This window comes from Magnetococcus marinus MC-1, from assembly GCF_000014865.1.
Classification (GTDB): Bacteria; Pseudomonadota; Magnetococcia; order Magnetococcales; family Magnetococcaceae; genus Magnetococcus; species Magnetococcus marinus.
The window spans coordinates 3,254,169-3,273,702 of record NC_008576.1 but is presented as its reverse complement, the minus strand read 5'-3'; the positions used below and the strand labels follow the sequence as shown (position 1 = coordinate 3,273,702).

Annotated in this window: 18 protein-coding genes; 11 read left to right on the top strand and 7 right to left on the bottom strand. The window is 55.2% G+C overall.

The annotated features are described in order from the left end of the window. Positions 1 to 741, top strand: coding sequence for a phage tail tube protein (locus MMC1_RS20285; protein ID WP_011714182.1), 741 nt, complete (start codon positions 1 to 3; stop codon positions 739 to 741). A 5-nt stretch (positions 742 to 746) separates the two neighbouring features. Beyond that, positions 747 to 1,139: a hypothetical protein gene (locus tag MMC1_RS13110; protein ID WP_011714181.1), complete on the top strand. Its 393-nt coding sequence runs from the start codon at positions 747 to 749 to the stop codon at positions 1,137 to 1,139. Positions 1,140 to 1,207: 68 nt separating this feature from the next. Here MMC1_RS13110 and MMC1_RS13105 read toward each other — a convergent pair whose 3' ends face one another. Further along, positions 1,208 to 1,522 (bottom strand): helix-turn-helix domain-containing protein, encoded by a 315-nt coding sequence (locus tag MMC1_RS13105; RefSeq protein ID WP_011713001.1) that lies wholly within the window; start codon positions 1,520 to 1,522, stop codon positions 1,208 to 1,210. Then, complete coding sequence (locus tag MMC1_RS13100; RefSeq protein ID WP_011713002.1) at positions 1,515 to 1,841, bottom strand: type II toxin-antitoxin system RelE/ParE family toxin; 327 nt, start codon at positions 1,839 to 1,841, stop codon at positions 1,515 to 1,517. Before MMC1_RS13100 ends, MMC1_RS13105 begins: the two co-directional genes overlap by 8 nt. Positions 1,842 to 1,887: 46 nt before the next feature. Here MMC1_RS13100 and MMC1_RS13095 point away from each other — a divergent pair, with 46 nt between their 5' ends. Genes MMC1_RS13095 through MMC1_RS13060 form a run of 8 tightly spaced genes read left to right on the top strand, consistent with a single transcriptional unit; the run spans position 1,888 to position 11,242 of the window. After that, positions 1,888 to 5,439, top strand: coding sequence for a phage tail tape measure protein (locus tag MMC1_RS13095; RefSeq protein ID WP_011714180.1), 3,552 nt, complete (start codon positions 1,888 to 1,890; stop codon positions 5,437 to 5,439). 7 nt (positions 5,440 to 5,446) lie between these two features. Then, complete coding sequence (locus MMC1_RS20280) at positions 5,447 to 5,812, top strand: hypothetical protein (RefSeq protein WP_011714179.1); 366 nt, start codon at positions 5,447 to 5,449, stop codon at positions 5,810 to 5,812. Between the two features lie 2 nt (positions 5,813 to 5,814). Beyond that, entirely contained in the window at positions 5,815 to 6,849 is a 1,035-nt protein-coding gene (locus tag MMC1_RS13085; protein WP_011714178.1) for a hypothetical protein, read from the top strand. Between the two features lie 5 nt (positions 6,850 to 6,854). Continuing rightward, positions 6,855 to 7,835 (top strand): hypothetical protein, encoded by a 981-nt coding sequence (locus MMC1_RS13080; RefSeq protein WP_011714177.1) that lies wholly within the window; start codon positions 6,855 to 6,857, stop codon positions 7,833 to 7,835. Then, the gene (locus MMC1_RS13075; protein WP_011714176.1) at positions 7,813 to 8,331 is read left to right on the top strand and encodes a hypothetical protein; all 519 of its coding nucleotides are present in this window, start codon (positions 7,813 to 7,815) and stop codon (positions 8,329 to 8,331) included. Before MMC1_RS13080 ends, MMC1_RS13075 begins: the two co-directional genes overlap by 23 nt. An 11-nt stretch (positions 8,332 to 8,342) precedes the next feature. Further along, positions 8,343 to 8,729 (top strand): hypothetical protein, encoded by a 387-nt coding sequence (locus MMC1_RS13070; RefSeq protein WP_011714175.1) that lies wholly within the window; start codon positions 8,343 to 8,345, stop codon positions 8,727 to 8,729. Between the two features lie 3 nt (positions 8,730 to 8,732). Further along, positions 8,733 to 9,869 carry a hypothetical protein gene (locus MMC1_RS13065; RefSeq protein WP_011714174.1) on the top strand — a complete coding sequence of 379 codons (1,137 nt, stop codon included), beginning with the start codon at positions 8,733 to 8,735 and terminating at the stop codon, positions 9,867 to 9,869. Then, the gene (locus MMC1_RS13060) at positions 9,866 to 11,242 is read left to right on the top strand and encodes a hypothetical protein (protein ID WP_011714173.1); all 1,377 of its coding nucleotides are present in this window, start codon (positions 9,866 to 9,868) and stop codon (positions 11,240 to 11,242) included. The genes MMC1_RS13065 and MMC1_RS13060 overlap by 4 nt, the downstream gene beginning before the upstream one ends. Before the next feature lie 414 nt (positions 11,243 to 11,656). Here the strand turns inward: MMC1_RS13060 and MMC1_RS21285 are convergent, their stop codons facing one another. Further along, positions 11,657 to 12,106: a M48 family metalloprotease gene (locus MMC1_RS21285; protein ID WP_227665231.1), complete on the bottom strand. Its 450-nt coding sequence runs from the start codon at positions 12,104 to 12,106 to the stop codon at positions 11,657 to 11,659. Between the two features lie 60 nt (positions 12,107 to 12,166). Then, positions 12,167 to 13,441 (bottom strand): IS256-like element ISMama1 family transposase, encoded by a 1,275-nt coding sequence (locus MMC1_RS13055; RefSeq protein ID WP_049757689.1) that lies wholly within the window; start codon positions 13,439 to 13,441, stop codon positions 12,167 to 12,169. 14 nt (positions 13,442 to 13,455) lie between these two features. Here MMC1_RS13055 and MMC1_RS13050 point away from each other — a divergent pair, with 14 nt between their 5' ends. Next, a complete protein-coding gene (locus tag MMC1_RS13050; protein ID WP_227665226.1) occupies positions 13,456 to 14,496 on the top strand; it encodes an integrase core domain-containing protein in 1,041 nt (346 codons plus the stop codon). A 511-nt stretch (positions 14,497 to 15,007) separates the two neighbouring features. Here the strand turns inward: MMC1_RS13050 and MMC1_RS13045 are convergent. The 3 genes from MMC1_RS13045 to MMC1_RS13035 form a co-directional block, all read right to left on the bottom strand. Continuing rightward, on the bottom strand, positions 15,008 to 17,020 hold the full coding sequence (locus tag MMC1_RS13045) for a tetratricopeptide repeat protein (protein ID WP_011714169.1): 2,013 nt from the start codon (positions 17,018 to 17,020) through the stop codon (positions 15,008 to 15,010). Continuing rightward, positions 17,020 to 18,186: an adenylyl-sulfate kinase gene (locus tag MMC1_RS13040; protein ID WP_011714168.1), complete on the bottom strand. Its 1,167-nt coding sequence runs from the start codon at positions 18,184 to 18,186 to the stop codon at positions 17,020 to 17,022. The genes MMC1_RS13045 and MMC1_RS13040 overlap by 1 nt, the downstream gene beginning before the upstream one ends. A 284-nt stretch (positions 18,187 to 18,470) precedes the next feature. Beyond that, complete coding sequence (locus MMC1_RS13035) at positions 18,471 to 19,496, bottom strand: integrase core domain-containing protein (RefSeq protein WP_011714167.1); 1,026 nt, start codon at positions 19,494 to 19,496, stop codon at positions 18,471 to 18,473. Positions 19,497 to 19,534 lie beyond the last annotated feature (38 nt).

Genomic DNA, 19,534 nt, shown 5'->3' with positions numbered 1-19,534 from the left:
GTGGGCAAAAAAACACATACCCTTATCGGCGGTGGGGAATGCTTCATCGGCCCCTTTGGTGGCGGCGCAGGCATGCGCTTTCTGGGCGAGGCTTCCAAAGTCGAGCTGTCTTTTTCGGAGGAGAAAAAAACCCTGAAAAACTACTCCACCCCAGGTGGGGGCACCGCCGACACCGTCTCCCTCATCACCGATGTGCAGTTGGTGATTACGGCCCATGGCTTTGATACCGAATCCCTGGCCATGGCTACCTTTGGTGAGTCGGGATCCATTGCGGGAGGCACCGTCACCGATGAATCCCATGTAGCCTATCGGGGTGGGTATCTCCGGGCCAAAGAGGGGGTGGATCTCTCTGCCGTCTCCCTCACCAATAGCGGTACACCCCTGGTCGAGGGTACTGACTATGAGGTCAAAGGGGGTGGGGTTCGGATTCTAGAGGCCGCTGAAAATGTGGTGGATGGAGATACGGTGCTCATGACCTACACCCATGCCTCCTCGGCCACGGTTGAGGCAATCCTCAATGCAGGGAAAGAATATCGGCTCTCCTTTGATGGCTTTAACCAGGCTTTTGATGGTAAGCCGGTGGTACTGGATGTCTACCGGGTGAAAAACACCCCATCCTCGCTGGGGTTGGTCACTGATGACTTTGGGAACATTGAGTTTTCCATGGATGTGCTCAAAGACGACTCAAAGACCGGTGCAGGTGTGTCCCAATTCTTCAAACTGATGCAGATTGAAGGGTGATGGCCGTGGGACGTCTGATTGCCAAGACAGCAGGGGATCTCACCTACCATGTGCGCAAGTTTACCGTGGGTGAGATCTACGAGTTCTTCAACAAAGCAGTTAACGCACAGACCGCAGAGCCTGACTGGGTGGGGAACGTGCTTTTTGAAGAGGTCACCATCCAAGATATCCTCACCTTCAGCGATCTGACCACAGAGCAGATCCAAGCGATGGAACCGGAGGTGTTGGAGACCATCATCGCGGCGATCAAGGAGGAGAACCCCCATTTTTTCGCCGCCTGCCAGCGTCTGGAGGAGGCCGGGAAGCGGCTGAACCAGATGCTGACGACCTCCAACGAAGGGTCGGACAGTTCAAGCGGGCCATCTTCACCCTCATCAAACTCGGACACCCCGGTGTGATGGATTACACCTGGGAGATGTTCCTGGATGCACTCTCCTTCGAAAACAGCCTTAACGAGAAGCCGTAATTACTGAGGAACCAGCTTGATCTCCAACTTACAGCCAACCGCTTTGGCATATTTACGCAGAGTGGCAATAGATGGAGAGTGTTTATGATCGCCCAGGGAAGATTCCAGACGGGATACGGCACTTTTGGTGGTGCCCATTCGTTTGGCAATCTCTTCCTGGGTAAGCCCTGCTTCCTTGCGGGCCGACAGGAAGGTTCGTAAAGCCTGGAACTCATCTTCCAAAGCATCATAGGCCTCACTAAAGCCCGGCTTCAGTCGGGCGTGGGTTAACTCGTCCTTAATATTGAGGGGAAGAGGGTTGTAGCCATCAGCCATTTTTCACCTCCTTGAGACGTTTCTGCGCAGTACGCAGCTCTTTCGCAGGGGTCTCTTGGGTTTTCTTGATAAACGAGTGCAGGATCACAATGGTCTGCCCTTTGACCGTGCAGTAAAACGCTCGACCAATGCCCTCTGACCCTTTGCAGCGCAATTCAAACAATCCTTTTCCCATGGCACGGGAATGGGGCATGCGCAGGTCCATGCCGAACTCCTCCAGCAGTTGGACCAAGCGAAGAAAATCAGCGTGAATACCAACAGGCCAGGAGCGGATCTCCTGCTGCACGTTCACATTGTAAAAAGTGATCGACCATTTCATCCCTAAAAGTTAGCATATTTGATAACTTTAACCAACAGGAATCCTGATGGCCAGAACCACGGCGGCGCTTGAGTTTGTCATTAGGGCAAATGACGATGAACTGCGTTCTGCTGTCACCCGCATGCAGAGCGACTTTCGCCAGGGCGTGCAATCCATGGCCTCCGCTGCTCAGACTCAGGCGCAGCGTATCAATGGGGCACTATCGGACATCGATGCTTTCCGCAATCTAAAGCGACAAATCAGGGAGAGTGAAGATCAATGGCAGGCGGCCACCCGTGAGGTGGCCCATCTCGCGGTGCAGATGCGGGAGACCGAAACACCCACCCGCGCCATGACCCGCGCCTTTGAGCAGGCCAAGCGCAATGCCCGTTCTCTGAAGGATCAGGTAGAGGCTCAGCGGGAATCCCTTCATGGCCTGCGGGGTAACCTGCGTCAGGCCGGGATCGATACGACCCGCCTCAGTGAAAGCCAGGAGCGGCTCCAGCGGGATCTGCGCGCCTCTACCCGTGAGGTGCAGGCTCAAAGTCGCGTGAACCGTGCCTTTGCCACCATCGGCGTCCGATCCATGCGCGAGGTAGAGGACGAAGTCCAGAGGCTAGAGAATGCCTATCGGGAACTGGCCCGCTCCGGTCGGGTTTCTGCGGCGGATCTCAACCGTGCTCATCAGCAGATGCAGAGCCGGGTGCGTACCCTGCGTGGTGAAATGCAGGGCTTAAACGGTGCCATGACCGGAATGGCGGGTACTGTGCGCAATCTGGCAGCAGCGTATGCCGGGTTTGAATCCATTCGTGCGGCATCCAACTTTATCAAAGACTCCATCCTTACCTATGCCGCCTTTGACGACACCATGAGGCAGGTGGCGGCTACATCTGGCGCGACATCAGAAGAGCTGACCCAACTGACCGAGTTGGCCAAGGAGATGGGAGCCTCTACCCGATTCAGCGCCACTCAGGCAGCGGGTGGTCTCAAAGCCATGTCCCTGGCGGGGCTCTCGGCATCCCAACAGCTGCAAGCCCTACCAAAAGTTCTGGAGTTGGCTGCAGCCGGTTCGGTGAATCTGGAAACCGCAGCAGGCATCGCCACCGCCTCTATGGCCCAGTTTGGGTTGCAGGCCCGTGATCTGGGCAATGTAAACGACATCCTGGTCACCGCCTTCACCAACTCCGCCACCAACATTCAGGATCTAGGTCTTGCTCTACAGTACGCAGGACCTGTGGCGAAGGCCGCTGGAAACAGCTTTGAAGAGACCGCCACCGTGCTGGCCTTGCTGGCCAAGAACGGCTTCTCTGGGGAAAAAGCGGGTACCGCGCTGCGTAGCGCCTATGCCCGTCTGCTGGCCCCGGTGGATAAAGCCCAAGAGGCCATCAACCGTATGGGCCTTCAGACCCGTGATGCCACTGGCCAACTGCTGCCCATGACGCAAGTGCTGCGCAACCTGAGGGCAAGCGGGGCCGATGCCGCCGACATGATCCAGATCTTTGGGGTGGAAGCTGCGCCTGCGTTAACCGCTGCCGTAGGCATGTCCTCCCAGGCCTTTGAGGCGTTGGTATCCAAGTTTGAACAGGTGGGCGGTGTCGCCGGGCGTGTGGCCACAGAGATGGAAGCGGGCATGGGCGGATCCATCCGTTCCCTGGAGTCCGCCTGGGAGGGGGTGAAGATTGCGGTTGGTGAGGCCATCGACAAGCACAGCAGCCTTAATTTTCAAGAGCTCACCGCCGCCATCAATGAAAACAAGGATGCCATCGTCGAGTTGGCTCTGGCTGGTGTGGATCTGGCTGCCATGTTGGGCCGTGTGGCTCTGATGGTGGGTGAGTTCATCCTGGCGTGGAAAGAGATCATCGGCGTGCTGGGTGGGGCGTATCTGGCCATCAAAACCCTGCGTGTGGCCATGGCAGCACTCACAGCACTTCAGACCGCTCAGTGGTTTCTAACCGTTACCCGTGCTGCCTCTGGCTTGGTAGCCGTGGTAGGCGCTCAGGGATTGGTTGGCGCATTGGCGCTGGCCCGCACCCGTCTGCTCTCTCTTATCTCCATCAATCTGGCCGGGTTCTTTATCCGGGGTGCTGCGGGCATTGGTAGTCTTCTGGCTCTGCTTACCGGTCCGGTGGGGCTGGTGGCTGGGGCGACGGCGGCTGTGGGCGCACTAGGCTACATGGCCTACTCTTGGTGGAAAACCAAGGATGCCCAGGATGAAGCCGTAGCATCGGGACAGGCAGCTGTTGAGACCCAGGAGCAGTTGGCTGCCCGTTTGAAGCAGATCGGGCAGCAACTGGGGATCAACATTCCCGACATGGAGACCTTCAACCGTCTACAGCGGGAAGGCACCATCATCGCGGATAAAAGCACTGGGGGATGGCGCCTGGCTGCAAAGGCCGCTTCCGATGCCATTCAGACCCAGAGGCGCGCAGCCCAAGAAGCGGCCAACCAGCTATCCAACCTGACCCGCCAGCGGACATCTGCCCAGCGTAAACTGGCTGCTCTGGAGCAGCAACTGGCCGAAGAACAGAAGCGCCAGGCCCGTGAGGTGCTTACCGAGAAGATCCGTACTGCTGAACAGTCGGTCCAGGCCACGGAACGCGCCCTGCAACAGAGCCTGACTGCTGAGAAGCGATTGGCCGATCAGATCCAGGGCATCGAAGAGAAAAAGCGCAACGCCCGTATCTCCACCGAGGATAAGGTGCGCTCGCTATTGGAACGCAACATGTCCGACCGGGAGAAAGAGACCTCCCGCGCTGCAGCCGCCTCCCAAAAGCTGGCTGAGGCCCAACAGCTGCTCTCCAAAACAAACCTTTCCGAGCAGGATATCAAGTGGGCCGAATCCCTGGCCCGTGGGGCCCAGGATGCCTTCTCCAGCCTGAATGACACCTCCACCGCCATCCGGGGTGTGCAGGATGCCGGGGATGTGCTGGATAAGCTCTATCAGCGCCAGGAGGAGAGTGCACGAAAAGCGCTTGCTACTCAGAAGGATCAGACTGCCTCCCTCACCGAGCAGTTGGAAATAGCACGTGGTCAGGTGGATCTGCTCAAACAGGCCATGGAAGCCCTTCCTGACCGTGTGACCAAATCAGTCGAGTTGCAAGCCCAGGTTGAGCAGGCCCAATCTGCACTCTCAGCCATCGAAAAGCAGATGGCGGCACTGAAGGATAAAACCGTCACCATCACCATGAAAACCATCGAGGCCAAACAGTCAGGTGGGATGATCGGTCTAAACCGAGGTGGACGTCTACCTGGCTACGGCGGTGGGGATCGGGTTCATGCCTTGCTTGAAGCCGGTGAGATCGTGATCCGCAAAGAGCGCTCCAGGATCTTCAAGGATTTGCTGCTGACCATTAACTCCGCTCCCATGGAGACCGTGAAGCGTATCCTGCCCAACCTGCCCAGGTTTCAAACCGGGGGGATGGTGGGGTTGCCGGAGATCCCAGCGCTTCCTCAGCTCTCCTTTGCAGGAGCTGCTGGTGCTGGGCAGCCCCCAGTAGAGGGGATTGTTCAGCTTGATCTGACCATGAACGGCAGACCGACCGCTTCCATCACCAGTCCCCGGCAACAGGTGCGGCAACTGGTAGATGCCCTCAAGGAACTGCAGCGCGGTACCTTCTGATATCCCGATGAAACAACTTGGTGATTTAACACTACCTGAGTCGATCCAGTGGAACGACCGTCGGGCGTGGTCTCCTGTGGCCATGGAGGCAGCCCGTACCCTGGGGGGCACCCCTGTGCTCTGGTCCCAACCCCTGATCAAAGGCAGACCCATCACCCTGGAGGCCGCAGATGGGGTGACATGGCTGGATCAAGCCACCGTGATGGCCATTGAGGCCATGGCCGCCCAGTCCGGGGCGGTGTTCCTGCTTATCTGGGGGGCAGAGAGTTATCAGGTGATGTTTAGCCATCACGAACCACCGGCCATCCAGTTCCAACCCCTCTGGCCGCACCATGATCTCTACACCGGTACCATCAAGTTAATGGAGATTTGAAATTGCCCATCCAAACATCAGAACTACGCTTCTACAAATCCTCCACCGTCAGTGACACCTCCAGTAATGGGGGGCGCATCTCTGCCAATGAGATCGCCGATGGGGTGAAGAACAATGTCTGGCCCGACGTGCCTCAAGGGGAACGACTGGCGGGTTCCACCAAATACCGCAAGGTGTTCTTCAAGGTCGCCAATGATGCCGATATCAAGCTGATTGACCCGCGCATCTATGTGGAGACAGCCACCCCAGGGGATGATCGCATTCTGATCTTTCCCGGAACCCAAACCGATACCCAGGGGATGCTCACCGGATCCGAGCGGCTCTATGGGGCAGGAACGCTAGATGCCAATGTCTCCATCGGGGCCACCAGCATCGATGTCAACACCGAGTCGGCCACCGATGCCATCTTCCAGAACGGGGACTTGATCCGCATCTCCGATCAGGACCATGTGGATGATGCCTCCGGTAACGTCGAGTTTATCCGTCTGGCCAGCAGTGGTGGGGTGACCTGGAATGGGGATAAAGCCACGCTGACCTTTGAGGCCGGACAGAGCTTGCAGAGCGCCTATGCCTCCAGCAATACCCGCGTTGCTTCAGTCATTGAGCCCGAGGATATCGAGGCAACCTGGGGTAGCTGGACCGGATCCACCGTTGCGGGTACATACGACGGATCCGGTCCAACGATAGCGCCCACCAATATTATACCGATTCTCGATTCAATCGGCAGCATTGAACAGACCTGGACCCTGACCTTCAGCGATGCCAACAGCTTTAGCTGCGTGGGGGATATGCTGGGTAGTGTGGGCAGCGGCTCCCTCTCTGGGGGTGATTTTGCCCCCAATAACCCTGATTTCAGCCGTCCCTATTTCACCCTGCCTGTGGCGGGATGGGGCGGGGCTTGGTCCAGTGGGGAAACCATCACCTTCAAAACCCATCCCGCAGCCGTGCCCATCTGGTGGAAACGTATTGTTCCCGCTGGGGCCAATAGTCTCTCAGCGGACAAGGTCGTCGTCGCCATTACAGGTGAGAGTGCGTAATCGCCATGGGTGAAATCAGCACCTCACTCACGATTCAGTTTTCAGCGCCTGAACTGGATGAGCCCTTTGAGCTGGTGGTTAACGATGATGACCAAGGGGGCTCTGCGCCAGTGCAGGTGGCTTTTAGCCGTCTAACCTCGGGTGTCTGTGGCTGGGGGCGTATCTGCTATAGCATGAGTCAGATCACGCCCCTTGAGGTGATAGAACCCGGCAAAAAGCGCGTAAAGCTCTACTGCTCCAAGCGCGTGGCGGCCACCGCCCGGCTCATCATCAGCGGCGGTGAGGCGCGTCTGGTCGGGCGTCGCTCCGAAACGGTGGTGGAAACCATTACCTGGTCCAAAGAGCATACCAAGAAACTGCGCTGGCTCTATGACAACCCGGTGTTGGAAATCATCGAGCAGACCTCCTTTCGCAACAAGCAGGGGGATCTGGTCACACCACCCCGTTATGACCGCCAAAGGGGTGCGTTTCATGCATCCCAAGAGGTAATCGGGGCCCTGGTGGTGCGCTACACCACCGGCTTCTCCCTCTATGAAATCACCTATGGCAATGGAGAGGAGAGCGTCTCAGTCGCCCAGTTTGTTGAGATGCAGAATGCCTGGCAGTCCGGCAACGTGGAATCGGCAGAGGTTCCACCGGTACGCATCATTGCCCTGTCCGACTGGCATGCCACCCAGGCCTCCTTCCCCCGTAAATTCTGGCCCTCGGGAGCCCCCAGCGTCAGCCTGCGCCAAGCTTCCCCTTCAGGTGGTAGTGATGAGGACGCCCCCGCAGAGGACGAGGTGGACGAGCCCTCCCAATCCGACAGCTTCTACCAGGAGGTTCCAGGGACCCGTCAAACGGTATTGGAAAAGGTCTATCACCCCGATGATCCCGAGCAGTTCATAGAGGTGAAAAAGACCCTCTATCTGGAGGCTCGGGACAGCTCAACCGGTAATACCCTGAAGCTCAGGTTCCTCAACCATGCCACTTCAAGCCCCTCTTGATCTCGGTTTTTTGGAGGAACTGTCGGGCTATCGATGGATCACCGACAAGGTCTGCATCACCATCATTGATGAGGCCTCCCCCTACGCCGCAGTTCCCCACGATAGCTTCTACGCGGACCTGGCTCAACTGAGGGCGACTCTCTCCTCAACACGCGTTCAGGTTGGCTGTATGGAGCTGAAAAGCCGCCCCTCATCCCTATTGACCCCCGTAGGGGTCCCCTTTCCCAGCGAGGTCCATCGATGGGTCAGCCAAAGGCCCTCCATAGAGGATTGGGATATGTTGTTGCAGAGCATGAGATCTATGCCCAAGCGTGTGCTGCTCTCCTGTGATGCATCCGGTTCAACCAATGGGTTTGGTGACAGCCGGATCAGAGTCAGCCTTTTCGCCTGGATAGCACAGCTTGAAAACAGGGGGGTAACGGTCATTACCCGTGAGTATCAAGATGAGCGGTGGTTACGACAGCTTGTTAAAGATATCTCTGAAAACTCGGCATAAAGGAGAATCCCATGACCCTTTTTTTTAATGACACCCTGCGCAACTCCCTGATGAACAATCTGAGGAGCTACATCGATGGGATCTGTTTTGTCTATCCTGGCACCCGCCCGCCCAACCCTGATTTCCCCACATCAGAGCTGCCCCTGGTGCGCTTTACGCTGCAGTATAACAGCGCCACCGACGGAATGATCAGCTTGAGCAACGCACCGGTAGCCAGTGAGGTGGAAGCGACGGGCATCGCTACTTGGTTTCGGCTGGAGGATGGCAACTACAAGATTGATGGGGATGTCTCTGTCGAGGGGGGCAGTGGTGATGCCATCCTGGATAATGTGAGCCTGACCGCTGGGGAGATGGTAACCCTCAAGCAGATGGACTTCTCCATTCCCAACCCTGCCTGATCCATGCCCCTCTCTGCTGCTATCCAGTGCCCGTGGTCCATCCTTCAAGAAAAGGCCCTTGGTGCGCCCTACAGCTTGACCTTGGAGCAAACCCTTTCAACCTCCTGGTCCATTCAGGTCTCTTGTGGGGTAGGGGGGTGGGCACCGTTGCTGCTGTCCCGGCAACTTGAAGCCACCTTCGATTATCTCCCCCCATCGTTTGCGCTCAACACCCAACTGCCCATTGCCCTGACAGCGGATCTGAACCGGGCCAGGCGCTTTACGCTCCATCATGAGCTTACGTTCGCCTTGAGCAGTCGCTTCAGTGCCAGGGTGCAGGATGCCCGGGCAAGTTTCACACTCCCCATAGAGAGCACCACACGCCTTCAGGCGGATGCCTATGGTATGCGCTGTTCGGCGGCATTGGGATTTTCCCTCGTTTCCCGTGCCGAGCATGGCAGCCGGGACATCTCCATCACCGGCGAGATCCCCCTCTTTCTCAGCGGCGCCATCACGGCAGCGCGACATACAGCCCGGGCCTCTGGCGTTATCACCGTTGAATCCCCCGCCATTCTCCTTACCGCCCAAAGTAGCACTCTGCAAGCCGCACCATCACTGCCCATCCAGTTGCGGGGTCACATCTCCTTTGCCCCCAGGTCCAGGCAGGTGACCATCCCCTATGCCATCCGCTTTCCCGTTACGCGTTATTTGGCCGCAGGGTATCGGTGTGGAACGTTCATTGAACAACACCTGGAAGCTTCGTGGGGCATTCAGGTCACGGGCTCATGCCGCACGCCATGGGCGCTGGGTGAATTTGTTTGGCCGCACTCTCTTACCGCTTCGTGGAAGGTTCAGGTTGGGCGGGGGTTGGAGGCTCGTTACGGTGCCCCTATCGACCGCGCGCTCTCTGCCCCCTATCAGGATGCTCTGCTCAAGACCTTACAAGCGGGCTATGCGCTGATGGGGTCGGTGCAGCAAAGTTTGACTTGCCAATGGTCTGCTACCCAGCCGGTGCATGCATCTCTCACAACGGGCTATCAGCTTCAAGCGCGGGACTCTGCTCATAAGGCTGTGACCGCATGGTGGGATCTGCTGGTGGATCAGCCTCCCGTGCAAGCCTCTTCTGGCGTTCGTGCCATCCACTTTGGGTTGCCGCTATGAGCGTGATCTCCGCATCCCTGGCCATGGCCGAGGGAGACTATGCTTGGACCGGCACCATGGAGCTGGCGGACCCTGCCTCGTTCCAGCGCATCCGTATCGACGATCCCGTGACCTTGGAGTTGGGTGGGGAAACCTTCCAGATGATGGTGGATAACAAGACTCTCTCCCGAGATGGGGTAAGCAGGCCCAGACTGGTGGTATCGCTGATCAGCCTCACGGCCCGTTTTGCGGCACCCCGGGCCACATCTATGGAGCGAATGTGGAATAGCCCTGTTTCCGCGCGTGCGGCCGCCGAGGAGGCTGTAGGAGAATCCATTCAATGGGACCTGGTGGATTGGACCATTCCCGGTGGGCGGTTGGCGGTCTATGATGCTGCGCCCCTTGATGTGGTGCGTACCATTGCAGAGGCGGCCGGTGGGGTGGTGGAGACTACGCCCGGGGGCACGCTACGCGTTCGTCATCGCTTTCCAACCGCTGTGCCCCAGTGGGTCAGTGCTACACCAGATCACATCCTCACCGATGCTACCGATAACCTTTCATGTCGAGAATCACACCGCGCCCGCTATCGGGTAAACAGAGTGACGGTGAGGGGGTGGTTGCCCAGCGGCGGCCATCTGTCGGCGGAAGTGGACCGGCGCGAGGAGGGCCTCAACCGGGGCTGCACCAGCTTCCATTCCTGCGGCACCGCTCATCTGCTGGTGAATAGCGGCCCGGAGACCGCCATTCAGGGCATCACCACCTCCACCGGCGCGGTTCTGGCCAATGCCGACCAGTCCTTCACCGTCACCGAAGATGTCACCTTCGACGGGAGCAACACCGCCACGCTCTCCCAGCCCGCCCAATCCATCCAGTCGGTGATTTGGTTGGGCAATGATCTGGGCGCATTGACACTGGCCTCAGACGGTATGACCGTTACGTCGACCAATAGTAGCGTAGCCATCGCCCGGGTCACCTTCACCGTGCTGACCCGGTCCTGGCGACTTTCCGTCCCCAGCCGGGTGGCGGGGCTGGATTCATTCCCGGTACAGGTACGAATCACCGGCCAGTCTGGTGATCTGGTGGGCGATGGCGAGATCGTCTGCCAGCGGGGCGATGGTGCACACCCTGGTGAAGATATCTCCGATCCGCTTCTGGCCACTACCGAAGTCAAACTATCCCGTGGCCGGGCTGAGATTGATGCCGGGGAAGATCTGCAAGAGGTGTCTCTCACCTGTGTTCATCGGCCCGGCATCATGCCCGGACAAATTATTGAGGTTCATGATGCCCTTATGGGCCGATCCTGGCGGGGGAAGGTGACTGGCGTTGCCCATGAGGCCGCTGGTCCCCGCATCACTACATCTCTGGAGGTGGTTCGTGTCGCACCCAGTTCATGATTTGCAGCGACTTATAGTAAGCCAAAAGTCAGTTACAGGGCGAGTGGTTGCCATTAAAGGCGGTAAGACCCGCATAGCAACAGGGCAGGGGATCGTTCAAGCAACGGGGAATAACCTTGCTGTGGGTGACTGTGTTGTGGTGGAAAATGGCACTACGCGTCCAATTTCCCAATCAACACAACAGGTCACCCACAAGGTATAACCACATGCCGGAGCCAGCTCGTACCTGTTGGGGAGCTCTGTGTCCGGGAGTGGATATCTCGATTTTCAAAGAGCTGATTATGACGTGAGCCAGCATATCACGCTGATGGGAAAATAGCTGTTATTTCAACGTGGATGAGGTTTTTGGGAGGGACAGCGGTGGCCAGATGCGGAGAACTTCCATTTGAATCCGTATTTCGGCCCAGAATTTTTCTACCTCCACTCCCATCGGATCGCTGGCCGATAAATCACCGGGCGAATCACTCGAGATCGCGGTTGTACATACGTTTGTCTTGGGCGAGAGAGTACTTGCACAGGATGTGAATGGATGACCTGATCTGCTCCTGACATGGAGAGTAATTTATCGATACGGGCCTGGATGTCCGGGTGCGTTTTTAACCAGTGGTACTCCCGCTGGTGCTGAATGGGGCGGAGAAAACGTGACATCCAGTTCCACCTGGGCATCTCAATGCGCTTGAGTGCTGAGGCCAGCCCATGAGGGTCATTGGTCAAGTCGACAGCGCTTCGATCCGCTTCAAATTCACGTGTGCGAGAGAGAGCCAGTTGAAGCGCGATCCCCACAAATGGGGCCGCCAGCAGAATCAGAAGGGCCAGCCAGGAGATCTGTACAATACCCAGTATCCATAAGGGAATGGCAAACAAGATGATGATCTGGGGATTGTCCCGAGCTCTGTTGAAATTCGGATGGGTGCCTGATCCATCTTACGCGGCCTCAGATTGCTTTTGAAGCGAAGTTTCCGCCAAGACCTTTTGCGTATGTTCCTCAAGTTTGGCCTTTAAGTGGGGTAGCTGTCTATAGGCCCGTAGACGCTGGAACCCTTTTTTGGCCTCCAGCATACCGGCAGCAGTCCACCTGAGGCGCATATTGCTGTTTTTCCACCGCTTGACGTTGCGCGTCACACGCCGAATGGTTCCCATCATATTTTCGATGGCATTGGTGGTAGCCAGCGCCTTGCGCAGTTCTGGTGGTAATCCGAGCCGAATCAGGCAAAGAATCTCATCCAACCCCTCCAGAATACTGGCTGCAGCCTGCTGATTGGTTGATTTTAGGCGATTGGCCAGATTGCGCAGCAGTTTTTCAGCCAATTCTGGGCTCTCAGCATCCCACGCCTGTCTAAGAGCCTTGCGCACGGAAATCTTCATGGCCTCATCCAGTCGGTCGAGGATATTCCGCGACTTATGAACCTGACAACGCTGAATCAGCGCCAATTGGCCGTAAGTGTTGCGCACTGCCTTACTCAGCGCTTTGGACCCATCCAGTAAGAAGAACATGGCGCGTTTTGGATTCACACCCCGCTCAATAAGATCATCCAGAAGAGCCTGTACCACCACGTGGTTTTCAGTGGCTCCCTCCATCAAAGACAGTGGGTGCTTGATACCTTTGGTGTCAATACCCATGGCCGCTATCATAGAGTGTTTGTTCACCACCAAACCGTCAATTTGGATCACCAACAGGTCCAAATCCGATAGGTCCTGTTGCAACCACTCCTGCATTTTAACTTGGCTAAGGGCCACAAAACGACGGGATACAGCGGATTTGGATGTGCCATCCCCATCCTGGCGTGGGATATCTCCTTCGGGTAGGCGCACCGAGCGACCAAAACGCCGGGTTGTTACGCCCAAAAGCATCTGGTTCATGGCCCAGCGGCTCAATAAGGCGTGGTCCCTTGCCTCCAGGTAGCTATCCAAAGGCTTCTCTTTGCCGGATTTATCACGCACACGGGGTCGCTTTATCTGAACCTTGCCGCCATGAAACGGGACCTCGCCCTTGGTGCTACCCCATCGATAAGCTTGCTGGTCATCTCGTGCGTGACTGGGGCCACACAACTGCTCCACTTCCTCGGCCATCAGCGTTTCGAGTGCCTCCAGTCCGGTTCGTAGGCAAAATCGGTCAAAACTCTCGCTCAATTCGTCAAAAGCTTCTCGTGTTTCTGTGGAGACTACGGTCAGTTCTTGATTTACGCTATTCTTACTCATGGGTGTCGATCTCCTTGATTGGTTTGGTCGCCAAGCAGAGCATAGCGCACTGCAGGGCGATCGACACCCACCCTCAATTTTCAACATTCAGCGGGACATCCCCAATCCTGGCTCTGCGCCATCAAATCAATATTCTTCGACGACAAAAACCAAAACGGCCAACGTTTTCACGTTGGGATAAGTTGTTCTGGGTCTGGCTTTCCCGGCGGTGGTCGGGTTGGAAGAGTGCCCTCGTGATCATTAAGCCAGCAACCGTGGTCAAGTGGCACAAACAGGGCTTTAAGCTCTACTGGAAATGGAAATCGCAACCTAAACGCCCTGGTCGTCCTCGTATTCCGAAGGAGGTGCGTGATCTGATCCGTAAGATGAGTCGGGAGAATCCACTTTGGGGTGCACCACGCATACATGGTGAGTTACTGAAATTGGACTATGATATAGGAGAGACATCAGTCTCAAAGTACATGCTCAAACCTGACAAGCCCCCTTCACAGACCTGGAGGACCTTCCTTGATAACCACGTAAATCAGATCGTGGCCATGGACTTCTTCACCATACCGACAATCTTTTTCAAGGTGCTGCACGTCCTCATTCTGATCGACCACGATCGCCGCCGGATTATCCATTTCAATGTTACGACCAATCCAACGTCAGCTTGGGTGGTTCAACAAATCCGCGAAGCATTTCCCTGGGATTCAGCTCCGCGTTTCCTGCTGCATGATCACGATCCACTCTTCATGGCCAGTCAGCACTCACTCAAAGCCATGGGGATCGAAACGCTGATCACAGCCCCAGGATCGCCTTGGCAAAATGCCATCGCAGAACGGATGATCGGTAGTTGTCGCAGAGAGTGCTTTGACCACATCATCGTGCTCAACGAAGAACACCTGCGACAGCGGCTTGGGGAGTATGTGGATTATTACCACCAGCGGACCCATTTGGGTTTGGCCAAAGATTCGCCGGTTCACCGTCCGATTCAGCACAAAGATTCAGGCGACGTTATCGTATTCCCAGTTCTCGGCGGTCTGCACCACCGATACGAACGCATCGCTGCCTGACATCTGCCAGCTATAGGTTCCTGATTTTCAAAGAGCGCATTGGCTTGACGTTCCAAACTGCTGTGTCCAAAATCAAAATTTGAGCGGGGTCCAGGCACACCAAGCACCTTATATGTCAGCAATTCTCCCAGAATTTTCCCCATCAGACCAGAAAAATGGCTCCGCCACTTTAGTAACCATGGCCATTTTCGCGCGTATGAGGTTTTCGGGAGGGACACCAAACATTTCATACCCCGTCGATTTTCCCAGATTTCGCCTCGACAGACCAGAAAAATCGCTCCGTCGTTGCATCAACCATGGCCAGACTGTGTGCAGATGGAATAAACGAGAGGGACAGTTCGTTTCGGGAGTCGAACCCTCCAGGTGAAATTCGTCAATGGGGAAAGAGCTGCAGAATCTAAGGAAAAGAGCAGGATCGCCGCCTAATCAGAAAATGCTCATACACCAGATTTGACCATAGCTCCGCTGATCCGATGCGGGCTTTTTGAGGAGGCCCTAGTTACGAAAAAAGTTATCTTGAAATGGGGCTGTACATATTAGGGTAGGTCCCATGGTGTTGAAGAAGATTCCAGCGACCCCGCAGCATGTTATGAAAGGAGCGATAGGCCCCTGTCTGTTCCAGCGCTGGGATATGTTGTGGGAACGTCATAGCCAACTGCTTTTCAAAATCAAAAGGCTGGTCAAGCATCGGCTTGATCTGTTCTAAATCCCTTTTAAACCTTTGGGGATCTTCTGTGGTGTAGCCAAACCGCGCCCGTAACGGATAAAAGAGCACATTGAGAATATAGCGATCCTGATCGCTGAAAAGTCGTCCAGCCTTGTCCTTGGTTGGGTCCTGTGAACCATGGTTGGCGGTCTGCTTTTTGCCATATAAAACGCTGCTTGGATCCCCCCACCACTCAAGCCCCTGCATGGTCGATTGCAGCATGGTTTCGGCAAATTCAATCCCCATCCAGTGACTGACATCCTCCATGGTGCTTGGTAACGCCACTTTCAGATCTTCAAGTCGAATGGCAACGGCATCGCGTCGGGCAAACAGGGGATGGTTGATATCCACCAAGGTGCGATTCAATTTGCTGACAATGTGCATATAAAGGGCATATGGCGTGGGTGCCAAACGATCGGAATCGGCCTTGATACACCACGATTCACAGGATTGAACAGGGTTGCGTATAATCACCAGCATGCGCAAATCTGGTCGATGTTTAAGCAGATTGCTTAGGCTAAAGGGGTCGATTTGGTGGATATGGTTGAAAATCACCTTCATCTGTTGGGGGTTGCGCGCCAAAACGGTTTCATACGCATCATGAGCCAGTTCAAAGACAGATCCCTGATCCACATAGGCTTGAGCATGAATACGTCGCTGAAGCTCCGCGACAAACGCATCTCTATTGAGCTTCAAGGCTTCGTTTCGTTGCGGTCCCATCCGGTCGAAACCCTCGGCCACCCCTACACCCACGCGGCTGCCAAGTACATCGCCAATAAACGGAGGTGGAGGTTTGACCGTGCTGCGCGCGTCGAACAGAACCTCATAAAGGGTGGCAAACTGTTCCGCAATCTGGCCAAACCCATGTGCCGTTAGTTGTTGCCATACATGCCGTCCAAAATAGCCGCTCATATAGACGCCAGGGGTCGTGCTTATCTGAGGATGGTGATCCAAAAGACTATGGATGTATCCAGATCCAGAGCGGGCAAGGTTGATCAGGCCCACCATATCCTTGCGCCTATGTGTCGAAGCATGCCTTGGAGGCTGGGTGGGCTGTTTGGATGGATCAACAGGACTTTTCAGACGGGTGGTTGGGAGCGCCTCTATGATTTGCTGATGAGGCTGTTCCAATGCCAATCCCAAAATCTGCTTCACCTTGAAACGTAAGATGGCGTGCTCAACGGGATTGTCCGGCATTTGGGAAAGCCAGTTTTCCAGCCAAGTGTGCAGGTGATCTTCAGATGACTGCATGTGTTGGCAAAGGGACTCCAGTGTGAGCCCCATGGCACTATAGATGGTTTCTGCAGCCGGTTGGGCTATCAGGGCGTTTAAATAGTGTTGCATGGCAGCTCCAAGGCGGCCCAGCTCCACCTCAATGGTGCCTATGGTGTTGTAGACTTCAATCTGTTGGGGGTTGATCTTCAGACTTTGCTGGTAGACCTCAATGGCCTCTTTATGCTGTTGCATATCCCGTAACAGGTTGCCCAGGTTGTTATGAAAATCCACCTGATTGGGATCCAGGGTAAGCGCTTTATGATAGTGGGCCAATGCTTCCTGGTGGCGGCCTTGCTTGCGAAGAAGAATGCCCATGTGGGAATAAGGAATCGGATGGTGGGGTTGAAGGGCGATGGCTTTTTGATAGCCATCCACCGCTTTGGCCAAATCATCTGCCTGCATGTGAAGTAAACTGATGTTGACCCAAGCGATAAAATGGTTGGGATCATGCTGCAAAAGCTTGGTGTAGCACGCAATGGCAGGCTCGACTTCACCGGCTTGTTGAAGCTTAAGCGCACAATCAAGCAGCAGGTCATCATTCATTAAGGGGTTTCCTTCAGGGGCTTTTCTGCCTCAATGCGAATGACCACAGGATCTTCGTCCTTGTGGGGGGCAAATCCTTGACTCTCCTGCTGCTGAAGTATCGTAAAGCCTGCTTGTTGGAGACGATTGACCAGCTCTTCCATGACGATAAAGCGCCGATAATGACCGCTGATACGCTCTGAAGGACTGATCACCTCCCCCTGTTGTGCCAACGGATCATTGATAGATCGGCACTCAATATAAAGCCGCCCCATGGGCTCAAGCAGCAGGATAGCTTCATTGAGAAAATCAACCTCTTCCTGTTTGGTCATCGCATGAATGCAAAATCTGGAATAGATCGCCGAGAAGCTGTTTATATGGGTTGCCGAGAGACCTTTGGCACGGCGTGCAGAGAAGGTTGGATTATCCGTGATTGCCGATTCTTTGCACAGAGCGATGGCCTGTTCAGAGGCATCAATGGCCATGGTCTTGTGCCCCAACCGTGCAAAGTAGTTGGCATCGCGACCGTTGCCGCAGCCCACTTCCAATAAAACCGATGAGGGGGATAACGCTTTGGCTACTTCCTGAGCAAAAAGCGAAGGCTCCTCGGGCGCTGCTGCTTGACGATAATAGGTGTTCCAGTGTTCCCCGCGACCATGTTGGCTTTCGATCTGCGGCTGCTCGCCGTAGAGGTAGAAGTGACCAATGGTCTCAGCGGCTTGTAAAGGGGTTGTGGCACCATGGTTGAGGACCACCAGATCTGGATTTAACGGCTCATCATAGAGCGATTTAAAGTCCTGTTTTTTATAGACATGTTTGCTTTTTTTATCACGCTTACGCCGTTCGCTCTCTGGTACATCCAGATAGATTTCCAGGGGATTGTTTACATGCATTTTGAACCATGTACGAACCTCTTCGTACATTGCTACAGCCGCAATGATTACCGTGTAACCCTGGGACGACAGGTGGCTGCACAGACGAAAATAGACCCTAGCCAAATCAATGCGATCGGCACGTTCATAGCCCCAGCGATGATCAAAGATGGATCTTAGCTGGTCGCCATCCAAAAAAATGGTCTGGACTCCAGCTTGGCTGAGATTGGCATCCAGTAAACGGGCGACGGTCGTTTTACCCGATGCGGAATATCCTGTGATCCAAATGACCCCAGACCTGTTTTCGTTGCCCATCTTGAATTCACCCCATACTGTTTTTGTGAAGAAGAGTAGCCCATATTAACCCGGCAATTCAATAGGTGTGCCTCTCGAAAATGTCGTCCGCACCACAATTGGCACTGATTCTGGCAGCGGCATAGCGATTTTTCTGGTCTGATGGAGTGGAATCTGGAAGAATCGACAAGAGATGAAGGGCTTGGTGTGTTTGGATTCTGCCAGAATTTGGATTTTAGGCACAGAGGGTTGGAACGCCAGGTCAATGCGCTCTTTGAAAATCAGAAACCGATAGCTGACAGATGTCAGGCAGCGATACGCTTGTACCGATGGTGTAGGCCACCGAGAACTGGGAGCGCAACGATGTTGCCAGACTCATTGTGCTGAATCGGACGGTGAACCGGGGAATCTTTGGCCAAACCCAAATGGGTCCGCTGGTGGTAATAATCCACATACTCCCCAAGCCGCTGTCGCAGGTGTTCTTCGTTGAGCACGATGATGTGGTCAAAGCACTCTCTGCGACAACTACCGATCATCCGTTCTGCGATGGCATTTTGCCAAGGCGATCCTGGGGCTGTGATCAGCGTTTCGATCCCCATGGCTTTGAGTGAGTGCTGACTGGCCATGAAGAGTGGATCGTGATCATGCAGCAGGAAACGCGGAGCTGAATCCCAGGGAAATGCTTCGCGGATTTGTTGAACCACCCAAGCTGACGTTGGATTGGTCGTAACATTGAAATGGATAATCCGGCGGCGATCGTGGTCGATCAGAATGAGGACGTGCAGCACCTTGAAAAAGATTGTCGGTATGGTGAAGAAGTCCATGGCCACGATCTGATTTACGTGGTTATCAAGGAAGGTCCTCCAGGTCTGTGAAGGGGGCTTGTCAGGTTTGAGCATGTACTTTGAGACGGATGTCTCTCCTATATCGTAGCCCAATTTCAGTAACTCACCATGTATGCGTGGTGCTCCCCAGAGTGGATTTTCCCGCGACATTTGCCGAATTAGGTCACGCACTTCCTGCGGGACGCGAGGACGGCCAGGGCGTATTGGTCGCGACTTCCGTTTCCAATAGAGCTTGAAGCCTTGCTTGTGCCATTTGATGACGGTGGCTGGTTTTATAATCACTAACGCGTGTTTCCACCTAGGCCAGATCTGAGATAGCCAAACCCAAAAGATCCTGTCCATATAGCGTAGGGTAGGGCGCTTGGGGCGTTGGCGTTGTAAGACATTAATCTGGTGGCGCAGGGCGAGGATTTCCAGTTGCAGGGCTGCACGAGACCTGAACAACCCCGTGATGTAGTGGATGAGTTCTGTTAGAGTGCCGAGCATGTTATACCCTTGGGAAAATGCTTTGAATGGACTGACCA